Source organism: Microbacterium sp. 69-10, from assembly GCF_001897945.1.
Classification (GTDB): domain Bacteria; phylum Actinomycetota; class Actinomycetes; order Actinomycetales; family Microbacteriaceae; genus Microbacterium.
Window position 1 is genome coordinate 1 of sequence record NZ_MKRT01000020.1, and the last position, 12,520, is coordinate 12,520.

The following is a 12,520-nucleotide window of genomic DNA, read 5'->3' on the forward strand; positions in this document are numbered from 1 at the left end:
GAACTACACCACACTAAGGGGCACTACTCGGTCGGCGGGGTTGGCTCTTTTCTTCGCTGCTCCATCTTGGATGGTGGCTACTCCGCGATGTGCCGCCCCGTCGACGCCGACGCTCGGTGGAATGATGTGGCCTGATAGGGAGCCTGCGCGACTGTCGTCGTGCTCGATTGAGGCGTGCCCATCGGCCGCTGGGCGTCGGGCCGTCATTGGTGGAACGACGAAGGAGTCGGCATGATCACGGTTGGTATCGACGCGCACAAGGACAGCTACACACTCGTCGCGATCGACGAAGTAGGTAAGCGCGTCGCCGCGCTCACGGTCCCGGCCCGGAAGGCGGGTCACACCCGCATGCTCGAGTGGCTCGACGGGTTCGGGATGGTGAAGGTTGCGGTCGAGGACTGCCGTCACCTCACCCGCGCCCTGGAGGCGAGCCTTCTGCTCGCCGGTCATCAGGTCCTGCGGGTGCATACCCGGTTGATGGCCGGGATGCGGAGGTCATCCCGTGAACCGGGCAAGTCCGACCCGATCGATGCTGAGGCCGTCGCTCGTGTCGCCCTGCGGGAAGACCACCTCCCCACGGCTCATCTCGCCGGACCGGATCGCGACTTGAAGCTCTTCTCCGATCACCGCAAGAGGCTCGTCGAGCACCGCACTGGATTGCAGGCGAAACTGCGCTGGTTCTTGCACGAGCTGGTGCCCGACTTCGAGGTTCCGTCCCGCGGGATTCGACGTCCCGCCGTGTTCGAGCAGATCACCCGTGCGATCGCCGGAGTCGACGGGGCAGTCGCCGAGATCGCTCGTGACCTGCTCGCCGATATCGTCGCTCTCACTCAGCGGATCACCGCCATCGAACGACAGCTGACAGCGATCGTGAAAGTCGAGTATCCGATGCTCCTCGCCGTCCCGGGAATGGGCGCTCTCGGCGCGGCAGCGATCATCGGCGAGACCGCCGGTGTCAACCGCTTCACCAGTAAGGACGCCTTCGCGCGGTTCAACGGCACCGCACCCATCCCCGTCTGGTCCGGCAACAACGTGAAGGTCCGACTCTCGCGAGGAGGCAACCGACGCATCAACACATCCCTCCATATGGCTGCGGTGACCCAGCAGCGACTCGGCGGCGAAGGCGCTATCTACTTCGCAAAGCAGGTCAGCGCCGGCAAGACACGAGTCGAGGCACTCCGGCTGCTGCGACGGCGGATCTCCGACCGCGTTTTCGCCGCCCTCCGCCAGGACGAAGCCGCGCGAGCCGAGACCGAGCAACGAACCCTGATCACCCTGAACACGACCCCAAAGAGCATTCTCGCCACCGCAGCTTGACATAGGAGCATCGGGGAACTCGACCCCCGACGCCGCTGATCCTCGCGTTCATCGAGGAGCAACGCGTCAAGCACCGCTCGGTCGGGTCGATCTGCAAGGTCCTGCGGGAGCAGGGCGTGCCGGTCGCCGAGCGGACATATCGAGCGTGGAAACACGCGCAGCCCAGTGATCGCGACCTCGCGGACGCGGTCGTCATCGACACGATCCGAGCCGTGCGGATCAACGAGAAGGGCGAGGCAACACCGGAGTCGATGTATGGGCGGAGGAAGATGACCGCGCTGCTGCGCCGACAAGACCTCGCTGTGTCGAAACGACAAGTGGATCGGCTGATGCGTCAGCTCGGGATCAATGGCCTCGTGCGCGGCAAGGGCGTGCGGACCACGACCCCTGATCGCAACGCCGCGAGGGCACCTGACCTCCTGGATCGGGACTTCACCGCGCCAGCTCCGAACCGGCGTTGGGTCGCGGACTTCACGTATGTGAGGACGTGGGCCGGGTTCGTCTATGTGTCGTTCGCTGAAACACTTGCCCTCGAGGGCATCGCTGCGTCGATCGGATCCATCGGGGACGCGTACGACAACGCCCTCGCCGAGTCCACGATCGGGCTGTTCGAGAACGAAGCGATCCGCGATGGCTCACCCTTCCGGACAGGGCCACTACGCACGATCGACGACGTCGAATGGGTCACCACCGATTGGGTCGATTGGTACAACGCGAGACGCCTGCACTCGACCATCGGCGATGTCCCGCCCGACGAGCTCGAAGCCGCGTACTACGCTGGCCTCGAAACGCCAGCCCACCCGGTGCTGGCACCCGCATAGGAGCGGCAGGAAACCGGGGTCGGTTCACCCATCACGTCCAGCGACGTGGTGGAGGGGTATGGCCCTGTCATTCTTGACTGGCCGAGGGGTGTCGTTTTGTCTGGCCCAACTCGGCGGTGCGTGGGGTGTCGTTGTCGCTGCTGCGGCTCAGGATCCTGCTGTCGCCGCCAGTGGTCTGGATGATTGCCACGCCGCAGGGCTGCGCTTGGGTCGCTGCTATTTCCGGCGGCCGGGATCGCGGTGCTCCTGCTCGCCGTCGCGCTCCCCGGGGAAGACTCGCCCCGCGTCGACAGCCGATCGCGCGCGGTCACTCGTCGTCGTCGATCAGCCCTGCCGCATCCCAGGCCTGTTCGACGCCGTGCGCGTGGGCGAGTGCGTCACCCCCCGCGGCGGACAGAAGCACGGCGTGAGCGACGCTGGTGAGCGCGACGAGCGAGGGCGCCGGTCCCGCCGAGGCGGTGGAGGCGACCACCACCTCATCTGCGTGCGCTTCGAGCCGAGAGCCCTCGATGTCGGTCAGCAGACACACCGCCACCGCGCGGGATCGGGCGAGTGCGACGAGCTGGCGCAGCGTGCGGGTGGTGCGCCAGACGTTCACCGCGACCAGGCAATCGCCCGCGCCCAGGAGCTGCACGGCCGCGATCTGTGAGGTGGCGGCGCCCAGTGCGACCCGGACGTCGAGTCCTGCGATGAGGCCCAGATGCCCAAAGACATCCGCCGGCACCGATCCGAGGCCGCTGCCCACCACCAGGATCCGACGCGAGCGCGCCACGCGCGCGCCGACCGCTTCGATGGCCGCGCGGGTCTTCGGGTTCTGCAGGCCGGAGACGTTCTCGATGTCGTGCTGGATGAGCTGTTCGACGACGGATCCGGATGCTGAGGACGGCCGGGCTTCGACGCCGTCCGCACTGACCGAACGCACGTACACCTCGCGTAGGGACCCGCGCAGATCGGGCCAGCCCTCATAACCGAGCGCCTGGGAGACCCGCGTGACCGAGGAGGGGTTGATGTTCGCCCGTGTCGCCAGCTCCCCGGTAGTCGCGTAACTGGCGAAGTGGGGTTCGCGGACGATGGTGGCGAGCATGCGCGAGGCGCTCTTGCCGAGCCGGCCGTGAGCGGACCTGCCCCGGATGTCGGCGACCCATTGCGCGACGCTGGGGGCGGAGCTCTCGTCCGTCTGCGCGCTCACCCTTCCAGCGTACTATTGCGCAGCCCACCCGCCGAGGACAGCCGTACGCCATAGCCGGACGAGCTCACATCCTCCATCGAGGCGATGAAGGCCGCCAGCCCGATCGCCCATTCCTGGCGACGCGGATCGCTGTACCAGCGCTGCATCTGCGCGAGGTCGCTCCAGCCGGTCACGACGATGAGGGTGTCCGGGTCGGTGTCCTCGACGGCCAGGTGGGACCACAGGCAGTCGGCGGCGTCCAGGATGCCGTGGTGGCGGTAGTAATCGATGATGTCGGAGGCGGTTCCCGGTTTCGCGTGTAGTCGCAGAATCGAAATGTGCATGCAACAATCATTGCGTAGCTTTGTGTTTGCATCTAGATTCAGTCCACTTCGATCCGATCGGAAGGACGGCCCGTGCCCACCTCTCCCCCATCGAACACACAAGCCGCAGCGCTTCTCACTCGCCTCGACCAGCTCCCCCTCACCAAGGAGCACCGCCGCGTCCGCCGCCTCGGCGGTCTCGGCTATCTCTTCGACACCTTCGACGGCACCCTCATGGGGTACGCGATGGCGGCGGTGATCGCCCTGTGGGCGATCGAGGAATCCACCGCCGGCTGGCTGCTGTCGGCGATCTTCTTCGGCTACCTCATCGGCTCCCTCGCCTCGGGAGTGCTCGCCGACCGATTCGGCCGGAGACGCCTCATGATGGCGGCGCTGCTCATCTTCACCGTCTTCAGCGTGCTGATGGCCACCTCCCAGTCCCCCACGGAGCTGTTCATCTGGCGCATGCTGAGCGGCATCGGGTTGGGCGCCGAGAGCGTCCTGGTCGTGCCGTACCTGTCCGAGCTCGTGCCCGCCCGCTACCGGGCCAGTTTCCTCGGACGGACGGTCGCCTTCTTCGGATACGGCGGGGTGCTCGCCGGCATCGTCGCACTCCTGGTGATCGGCCCGAACGCGCACACCTGGTGGGGCTGGCGCATCGCCGGCGTCATCGCCGTGGTGCCCATCGTCCTGCTGCTGATCATGCGCCGCTCGCTGCCCGAGTCGCCGCGCTTCCTCATCTCGCAGGGCCGCATGACCGAGGCGGAGCAGATCGTCGAGCGCTTCGAGCGCTCGGCGGGTGTCGATTCGGCTCAGGCCGCCGCGCAGGCGACCGCCCAGGCGGAGGCGCAGGCACTGCCGGATGCCTCGCCGGTCGCGGCGAGCAGGCTCAGCCTGGGAGCGCAGCTGCGCGCGGTCTTCGCACCCGGTCTGCGCAGACGCACCCTGGTCATCTGGCTGCTGTGGTTCTCTCTCACCGGCGTCAACTACGGATTCGCCAGCTGGATGGTGAACATGCTCATCATCGCCAAGGGCTTCACGGTCAGCAACAGCTTCCTGTTCGCCTTCACGGCGAGCGGCGCACAGATTCCCGGCTACCTGTTGGCGGCATGGCTGGTGAACAAGTTCGAGAAGAAGTGGGTGATCGCCTCCTTCGCCGCCGCAGCCGCGTTGTCGGCCATCGGCGTGGCGATGGCCGAGGACGTCGTGGTGCTGCTGATCGCGTCCGCCCTGCTGGCCGCCTTCATCAACGGTTCCGCCGCCGCCTACTACGGATACACCGCGGAACTGTACCCGACGGCCATCCGCACCACCGGGGTCGGGTTCGCCTCCGCCGCCGGGCGCGTGGGCGCCATCCTCGCACCGATCACCATCGGCTACGTGTTCGCGGCCGCCGGTTTCGCGACCGTGTTCCTGGGGTTGACCGCCCTGCTGCTGTTCGCGGTGACGATCACGGTCATCTTCGGGGAACGCACCAACGGCCTCAGCCTTGAGAACATCGAATCTCTGGCACAGACGGAAGGGACAGCTGTATGAGCACCGGAGTCCTCATCACCTCGGCGACGCTGATCGATCCGGAGGACGGCGAGCGGACGGAGGGATGGCTGCGCACCGCCGACGGCAAGATCGTCGAACGTGGCAGCGGACCCGCACCCGCCGTCGGCGACGATGTCCAGGTCATCGATGCCGCCGGAGCCAGCGTCATCCCGGGCCTCATCGACGCCCACGTGCACCTGGCGGTGACCTCTCTGAACATGGGCGACGTGTCTTCGTGGACGCAGGCCTATGCCGCCGCCCGCACGTTCGCCGAGGCGAAGCGAATGCTGCACCGCGGCTTCACGACCGTGCGCGACGTGGGCGGAGCGGACCGGGGCCTCGTGCGGGCACTGGCCGAGGGCCTGGCTTCGGGCCCGCGGGTGGTCCACGCCGGGCACATGATCTCCCAGACCGGCGGCCACGGCGACCTGCGTTCGCTCGACGAGACCCACCGCTGCGCGTGCGACGCCGTCTCGGGGATCGCGGTGATCGTCGACGGCGTCGACGCGATGCGCGCCGCGGTGCGCGAGGAGCTGCGTCAGGGCGCGTCGTTCATCAAGATCGCCGCCTCCGGAGGCGTCGCCTCACCGCACGACCACATCTCCGCGGTGCAGTACACCGAGGAGGAGCTGCGCGCGGCGGTGGTCGAGGCCGAGAATGCCAACACCTATGTCACGGTGCACGCGTACCACCCCCGCTCGATGGGGCAGGCGCTGCGCGCCGGGGTGACCTGCATCGAGCACGGGAACCTGCTCGACGAGCCGACCGCCCAGCTCATGAAGGAGAAGGATGCGTGGCTCGTGCCCACCCTGATCACCTATGAGCTGCTGGCCAGCCAGGGCGCGGCCTCGGGCCTGCCCGCCGAGTCGATCGCGAAGGTCTCGGACGTGCGCGATCGGGGCCTGGCCGCCTACGCCCTGGCCCACCAGGCAGGTGTCAAAGTCGCCTTCGGCACCGACCTGCTCGCCGAGATGGGTGTGGCACAGCCCCACGAGTTCGCCCTGCGGGCGCAGGTGGCCCCCACCGCCGACATCCTGCGGGAGGCGACGGTCGCCGGTGCTGATCTGCTGGGCTACGCCGGGCAGCTGGGAACGCTGGCCCCCGGAGCCATCGCCGATCTGCTGATCGTGGACGGCGACCCGCTGGAGGACATCACTCTGCTCGCCCGTCCCGAGCAGAGCCTGCGTCACGTCATTCAGCGGGGTGTGGTCGCCGCCCCGTAGATCTCGGCCCACGCCGCGGCCGGTGCCGGCGCGCAGCGCCCGACCGGCGCGCGCCGGGCCGCGGCGACGCGGGCGTAAGTGAGCAGTTCACGGCGCGGCCGTTCGGGAAGATCGACGTGCCGCTCCGTAACCTGCCCCCCGTTACTTTCTTCGTAGCCCGGATGGAGGGATCCTGAGGGGTGACGGCCTGCCGGGTCCGGCATGACTCTCTGCCCCCTGTCCTTGATGATCTGGGGGGGTGTTGTCACCGGGCCTGGTTGGCGGTGTGTGATCGCTGATAGGGGCTGGACCCGAGTGCTCTGGTGCTTGAGGCCGTTCGTAACGTGGATGCCGAGACTCACCGCCGGTGGACGCCGTCATGCACCGGAAGCGGAGGACCAATGATGGTCAGCAGCATCGACAGATACGACGAGGTCGACGTGTTCATCGGCCTCGACGTCGGCAAAGGCGAGCACCACGCCGTCGCTCTCGATCGGGCAGGAAAGCGCCTGTTCGATCACGCGTTACCGAACGACGAGGCGCGGTTGCGGGGCGTGCTCGAGCAGCTGAGCACGCATGGGCTGATCCTGCTCGTCGTTGATCAGCCCGCGACGATCGGTGCACTGCCGGTCGCGGTCGCGCAAGCGAGCGGCGCGCTGGTCGGTTACCTGCCGGGTCTGGCGATGCGCCGCATCGCGGACCTGCACCCGGGTGAGGCGAAGACTGACGCGCGGGACGCGGCGATCATCGCCGAGACCGCCCGGACGATGCCGCACACGCTCCGTTCGATCCAGGCCGCCGACGAGCAGGTCGCTGAGCTGTCGATGCTCTGCGGTTTCGATGATGACCTCGCCGGGCAGATCACCGCGGTCTCCAACCGGATCAGGGGCCTGCTCACCCAGATCCACCCCGCCCTCGAGCGCGTGATCGGGCCCAGGCTGGCCCATCCGGCGATCTTGGACCTGCTGCAGCGTTACCCGTCGCCCGCGTTGATGCGGGCCGCCGGCGAAAGGCGGCTCGGGACTCGGCTGCTGAAGAACGCGCCTCGCAAAGGCCGCGTCTGGGCCACCCTGATCATCCAGGCCCTCGACGAGCAGACCGTCGTCGTCACCGGCACGGACGCTGCAGCCCTGGCCCTGCCACGCCTGGCAGAGCAACTGACCGCGTTGCGCCGGCAACGTGATGAGATCGCGGCTGAGGTCGAGAGGATCGTCGACGCGCACCCTCTTTCCCCGGTCCTGACGAGCATGCCCGGAGTCGGCGTCAGGACCGCCGCGAGGCTCCTCACCGAAGTCACCACCAAGACCTTCCCCACCGCCGGCCACCTCGCCGCCTACGCCGGCATCGCACCCGTCACCAGACGATCCGGGAGCTCGATCCGCGGCGAGCACCCCTCCCGAAGCGGCAACAAGATCCTGAAACGGACCCTGTTCCTCTCCGCCTTCGCCGCCCTCCGCGATCCCGAATCACGCGCCTACTACGACCGCAAGATCGCCGAAGGCAAGCGCCACAATCAAGCTCTCATCGCCCTCGCCCGACGCCGAGCCGACGTCCTCTTCGCCATGCTCCGCGACGGCACCCTCTACCAACGACACGACTCAGCAGCCAGCCTCGCCGCTTGACAAACGACATAGGGGCACCCCCCGGGGCCACGCGAGATCGGGAAACAGGCTCACGACCCGCCCGGCCGCGACCAGGCGGATGTGGCTGACCAGGTCGGCCACCTCATAGCGGACGTTCGGCTCGAAACTGGCGGTCGGCACCGCTGGACGCACCCCTGCCGCGCGGTTCCATCACCCATGGCAGCGCGCAGCCGTGCTCGATCGGATGCCGCGCCGCTCGCTCACCACCGAATACGTCCGTAACGGGACGGACCTCGCCGACCTGCTGGAGGGTATGCGGAAGAACACGGTCGGCGTCGCGCCCACGGTTCTTCAGCCGCGTCTCGCGTCGAGCCCGGAGGCGATCTTCCAGTTGCTTCGCCGCCGTACCGACCAGCTGGAGCACCCCCGCGCCGAGCTACTCGATGCGTACGGGATCAGCGGTGGCGACCAAACGCCCATGAGGGCGCGCCTGCTGTTGCCCGTGAGCACAGCGCCCTCCTCCGGTGCGGTGGTGTGCGGCGCCGTGCTGCTGCGCCGAAGGTCGGCCATATGATCCCTCGGAACCTGGCAGGGTGCGTCAGGCCGCGCCCGCGGCCTCCCCGGCCAGGGGCGCGATGCGTTCGACGAATCTCTCGGCGATGAGATCGAGCCCCTCCTGATCGGGGTGCAGTCGGTCGTACAGCAGCCCTGCGTCGGCTGCGCCGAAGAGTTCCTGCCCGTCGACCAGCGTCAGATTCGGGTCTGGCCGCGCGGCGACGACCTCGGCCAAGATTTCGCGGGTGCGGCGCAGCGTGAGCGCCCCGGCATCCTGCTCGACCGTGCGGGTCGCGGTCCGCGCGATACCGTCCGCATCCATCACGACCGGGCCCGGCGTCTCTTCGTGGATGGGGCACGCGAGTGCGGTGATGAGCACGATCGGCGTGTGGGGCTGGCCCTCACGGATCGTGTCGAGGAACGCGTGCGCGGCGGGCCGGAACGCGCGCTCGCGCATCGAGTCGGAGTTGAGCAGGTTGACGCCGACCTTGAGCGTGATGATGTCGGCCGGAACATCGCGGATCATGCGCGCGGCGAACCCATCGAACTGCGCGTTGCCCGCGAAGGAGAGATTGCGCAGGTTCCACCCGAGCTTACGAGCGGCGGCGACCGGCCACGTCCGGGCAGCAGACACCGCATTCAGTCCCTGGCTGATCGAACTGCCGTAGTGGGTCCAGCGCAGTCCGGCTGCGGATGCGGGGCGCAGCGGCGCGGACGCCGTGAGCGACACCAGTTCGATCCGGGCATTGTGCGGCAGCAGCACCTCGACGAGTCCGGACCCCGGCAACGGCAGCGTGATCTCCTGCGGCGCATGCGGCAGGACACCGATCGGTTCGTTCTGCGGGCTGAGGACGATGACGGTCGGCACAGGTCCGGGAACGCTGCTCTCCTCTCCCGACCGCGAGACGATCAGGGGCGCGATCGTGGGCATGTCGGCACCCTCGGCAGCAACGGTCGTCGCGCCGATAGTGAGCGTCGCCTCAGTGGCATCCGTGTCGAAGCGCAGGGCGACACCTCCCGGGCATGCCTCGACGTAGGAGAGCATCGCGTCGTCGACCTGCGCGCGCGCCCAGGCCGGCAGCCGGTGGGGAACGACCGCGCCCGCAGTGCCCGGCTCGAGTTCGGCGGCGCCGTGGATGATCGACTCCCACGCCTCTCCCGCGATCATGCGTCACCTCCCGACGCTGCGACGACGTCGCGCACCATCTGCTCCGTAAGGCCGAGCCCCCACGTCGTGAGCTTGATGACGGGGGTCGACTGCACCATCGCGACCAGCTCCGGCGCGCGTTCGGCTATCTCGGCCGGGATGCCCTCGCGCATGCGTGCGACGAACTCCGCACCGGCGGGATGCGCGGCCCACTCCGCCAGCGTCGAGTCCATCCGCAGCGGGTCGACGATGCCGTCTCCCTCGCTGTGCACCGTCTCGGTCAGTCGGATGTCGCGCGAGTGCGAGCCGACCTCCACCCGGTAGAGGCCCGGATCGACCTGCCATCGCCGTGCGCGCGTATTCCAGTACGCGAGGTCGCGTTCGGCGAGGACGAGGTGCACATGCGTGCCTTCTCCGGGCTCGAGGTGCACCTTCGTGAAGCCGCGCAGTTCACGCACGGGTCGGGCCGGAGCGGATGACTCGGCGCCCACGTACAGCTGGACGACTTCGGAGCCCGCGCGGTCGCCGGTGTTGCGCAGGGCGATGCGCACGCCCCACCCGCCGTCCGAGTGCGGCACCACTTCGATCGACTCGTACGTGAAGCTCGTGTACGACAGTCCGTACCCGAACGGGTAGGCGACCTCGGTGCCGCGCGTGTCGTACCCGCGGTAGCCCACGAACACGTCCTCGCCATAGAGGACCTCGCCGTCTGCACCGGGGAACGTGTCGTGGCTCGGAGAGTCCTGGATGCGGTGCGGGATCGTCTCGGTCAGCCGGCCGCTGGGGTTGACGATGCCGTAGATGACTTCGGCGAGGGCGCGACCGCCCTCCTGGCCGAGAAGCCATCCCTCGACCATGGCGGCCACACCCTCACGCCAGGACGACACCTCGAGCACCCCGCCGTTCGAGAGCACGACCACGACAGGCGTGCCGGTCTGGACGAGGCGTCGCAGGAGCGCGAGCTGGTCGGCAGGCAGCGAGATGTCGCTGCGGTCGAACCCCTCGGACTCGGCGCGGTCGCTGAGTCCGAGGAACGCGATCACCACCTCGGCGTCGTGTGCCTGTGCCACCGCGTCGTCGGCGAGATCGGCGGACGATTCGCCCGTGAGGGAGAACCCCGGGGCGAACGAGACTTCGTCCGCGGCGAGGTCGCGGAGGGCATCCAGAGCGGTGATGACGCGCGTGGGGACCACGCGGGACGAACCGCCGCCCTGGAAGCGGGGTGTGCGCGCGAACTCTCCCACCACCAGCACGCGCGTGTGCGCGTTCGGGTCGAGGGGCAGCGTGCCGTCGTTCTCGAGCAGCGTGGCCGCTTCGCGGGCGACCTGCAGCGCGACCTCCTGAGCGCCGTCGACATCGCGTTCGATCGGCTCCGTTCCGGTCGTCCGTGCCGCCAGTCGGCGCAGGCGCTCGATCGCGACATCGAGCACCGACTCGTCGATCTCGCCGTGGTCGACAGCGTCGACGATGCGCTGCGCGCGACCGCTCGGCGGCATCTCCAGGTCGAGTCCGGCAGCCACCGAGGCGGCCGTGTCGTCCACGGCGCCCCAGTCCGACATGACCAGACCGTCGAATCCCCACTCGTCGCGGAGGATCTCTGTGAGCAGGCGGTGGCTCTCGCTCGCGAACGTTCCATTGACCCGGTTGTAGGCGGACATCATCGCCCAGGGCGCGGCCTCGCGGACGACCTGTTCGAACGCGGCCAGGTAGATCTCGCGCAGCGCGCGCTCGCTGACCGTGGCGCTCACGCGCATCCGGTCGGTCTCCTGGTTGTTCACGGCGAAGTGCTTCGGGGTCGCGGCCACCTGCATGCTCTGGATGCCGCGCACCATCGCCGCGGCGAGGGTGCCGCTGACGCGCGGGTCCTCCGAGAAGTACTCGAAGTTCCGACCACCCAGCGGTGACCGCTTGATGTTCAGCCCCGGTCCGAGGAGCACCTGGACATCCAGGGCGCGTGCTTCACGTCCGAGCGCCTGACCCACCTGCTCGGCCAGCGCAGGATTCCAGGTCGCGCCGAGCGCGACGGACGGAGGGAAGCACACGGCCGGAAGGCTCGTGCCGACGCCCAGATTGTCGCCGTCGGGTCCCTGGCGACGCAATCCGTGCGGACCGTCGCTGAGATTGAGTGCGGGGAGGATGCCTTCGACCTCGTGCGTCGACCACGTCGTCGCGCCGGCGACGAGAGTCGCCTTCTGCTCGATGCTCAGGGCGGGGATGTCAGTCATGCGGGCTCCTTGGTTCCGGTAGGGAGAGCGGGAAGGGAGACGCCGAGTCCGGCGAGATGCGTGCGAACGCGGGCAGCCATGTCGATCTCGCCGTCGAACAGCAGCCACTGGACCTGCAGTCCGTCCATGAGGGCGACGATGCTCTCGGCGGCCTCACGGGGGGTGATCTCGAACCTCGGAGGGGCCACCGCGAAGTGCGCGGCGAAGGATGCCTCGAGCGCACCGATCACGCGTGTGTAGCGCCGCACGAAATAGGCCCGTGCGGGGTGCTCGTCACTGCTCGCCTCGGCCGAAAGAGTCACGAAGAGGCGGATGCGGTCGGGGTGGGCGATGTTCTTGTCGACGATGTCGACGATCCATGCGAACAGGCGGTCGATGCCGAGGTCGGCGAACCGGGCGGCATCCTCCTCGTCCTGCTTCTCGCGGAACTCCAGGATGCGAACGAGCATGTCGTCCTTGCTGGGGAAGTGGTGCATCAAGCCGACGTGGGTGATGTCGGCGCGGGTCGCGATGTCGCGGACCGAGGTCTGCGAGAAGCCCTGCTCGCTGAACACCTCCAGCGCGGCCTCCAGGATGCGAGTCTTCGTGCGCTCGCCTTTGGAGAGCTTGCGGGGGACGGGCGTCGTCATCGGGACCCTTTCAT

Annotated in this window: 11 protein-coding genes; 6 read left to right on the forward strand and 5 right to left on the reverse strand. The window is 68.4% G+C overall.

The window, feature by feature from the left end; translation table 11 throughout:
• Positions 1–231: 231 nt before the first annotated feature.
• Both BGN97_RS08230 and BGN97_RS08235 read left to right on the forward strand, forming a co-directional pair.
• Positions 232–1,317, forward strand: coding sequence for an IS110 family transposase (locus BGN97_RS08230; RefSeq protein ID WP_292699942.1), 1,086 nt, complete (start codon positions 232–234; stop codon positions 1,315–1,317).
• Positions 1,318–1,433: 116 nt separating this feature from the next.
• Entirely contained in the window at positions 1,434–2,138 is a 705-nt protein-coding gene (locus BGN97_RS08235) for an IS3 family transposase (RefSeq protein WP_292699947.1), read from the forward strand.
• 307 nt (positions 2,139–2,445) lie between these two features.
• Here the strand turns inward: BGN97_RS08235 and BGN97_RS08240 are convergent, their stop codons facing one another.
• Positions 2,446–3,327, reverse strand: coding sequence for a MurR/RpiR family transcriptional regulator (locus BGN97_RS08240; RefSeq protein WP_292699948.1), 882 nt, complete (start codon positions 3,325–3,327; stop codon positions 2,446–2,448).
• Complete coding sequence (locus BGN97_RS08245; protein ID WP_292699949.1) at positions 3,324–3,650, reverse strand: antibiotic biosynthesis monooxygenase; 327 nt, start codon at positions 3,648–3,650, stop codon at positions 3,324–3,326. The genes BGN97_RS08240 and BGN97_RS08245 overlap by 4 nt, the downstream gene beginning before the upstream one ends.
• Positions 3,651–3,722: 72 nt before the next feature.
• On the opposite strand from BGN97_RS08245, the gene BGN97_RS08250 reads away from it, so the two are divergent.
• From BGN97_RS08250 to BGN97_RS08265, 4 genes are all read left to right on the forward strand, one after another.
• On the forward strand, positions 3,723–5,165 hold the full coding sequence (locus BGN97_RS08250; protein WP_292699950.1) for an MFS transporter: 1,443 nt from the start codon (positions 3,723–3,725) through the stop codon (positions 5,163–5,165).
• On the forward strand, positions 5,162–6,388 hold the full coding sequence (locus tag BGN97_RS08255; protein WP_292699951.1) for an amidohydrolase family protein: 1,227 nt from the start codon (positions 5,162–5,164) through the stop codon (positions 6,386–6,388). The genes BGN97_RS08250 and BGN97_RS08255 overlap by 4 nt, the downstream gene beginning before the upstream one ends.
• A 383-nt stretch (positions 6,389–6,771) precedes the next feature.
• Entirely contained in the window at positions 6,772–7,989 is a 1,218-nt protein-coding gene (locus BGN97_RS08260; protein ID WP_292700032.1) for an IS110 family transposase, read from the forward strand.
• Between the two features lie 193 nt (positions 7,990–8,182).
• Positions 8,183–8,524 (forward strand): hypothetical protein, encoded by a 342-nt coding sequence (locus BGN97_RS08265; RefSeq protein WP_292699952.1) that lies wholly within the window; start codon positions 8,183–8,185, stop codon positions 8,522–8,524.
• A gap of 24 nt (positions 8,525–8,548) precedes the next feature.
• Here BGN97_RS08265 and BGN97_RS08270 read toward each other — a convergent pair whose 3' ends face one another.
• Genes BGN97_RS08270 through BGN97_RS08280 form a run of 3 tightly spaced genes read right to left on the reverse strand, consistent with a single transcriptional unit; the run spans position 8,549 to position 12,506 of the window.
• Complete coding sequence (locus BGN97_RS08270; protein WP_292699953.1) at positions 8,549–9,673, reverse strand: SGNH/GDSL hydrolase family protein; 1,125 nt, start codon at positions 9,671–9,673, stop codon at positions 8,549–8,551.
• The gene (locus BGN97_RS08275) at positions 9,670–11,877 is read right to left on the reverse strand and encodes a glycoside hydrolase family 3 C-terminal domain-containing protein (protein ID WP_292699954.1); all 2,208 of its coding nucleotides are present in this window, start codon (positions 11,875–11,877) and stop codon (positions 9,670–9,672) included. The genes BGN97_RS08270 and BGN97_RS08275 overlap by 4 nt, the downstream gene beginning before the upstream one ends.
• Positions 11,874–12,506 (reverse strand): TetR/AcrR family transcriptional regulator, encoded by a 633-nt coding sequence (locus tag BGN97_RS08280; protein WP_292699955.1) that lies wholly within the window; start codon positions 12,504–12,506, stop codon positions 11,874–11,876. Before BGN97_RS08280 ends, BGN97_RS08275 begins: the two co-directional genes overlap by 4 nt.
• Between the last annotated feature and the right edge of the window lie 14 nt (positions 12,507–12,520).

Coding starts and splice junctions, on each gene's coding strand:
- BGN97_RS08230 (WP_292699942.1), top strand. CDS start 232: ATGATCACGGTTGGTATCGACGCGCACAAGGACAGCTACACACTCGTC.
- BGN97_RS08275 (WP_292699954.1), bottom strand. CDS start 11,877: ATGACTGACATCCCCGCCCTGAGCATCGAGCAGAAGGCGACTCTCGTC.
- BGN97_RS08260 (WP_292700032.1), top strand. CDS start 6,772: ATGGTCAGCAGCATCGACAGATACGACGAGGTCGACGTGTTCATCGGC.
- BGN97_RS08255 (WP_292699951.1), top strand. CDS start 5,162: ATGAGCACCGGAGTCCTCATCACCTCGGCGACGCTGATCGATCCGGAG.
- BGN97_RS08280 (WP_292699955.1), bottom strand. CDS start 12,506: ATGACGACGCCCGTCCCCCGCAAGCTCTCCAAAGGCGAGCGCACGAAG.
- BGN97_RS08245 (WP_292699949.1), bottom strand. CDS start 3,650: ATGCACATTTCGATTCTGCGACTACACGCGAAACCGGGAACCGCCTCC.
- BGN97_RS08270 (WP_292699953.1), bottom strand. CDS start 9,673: ATGATCGCGGGAGAGGCGTGGGAGTCGATCATCCACGGCGCCGCCGAA.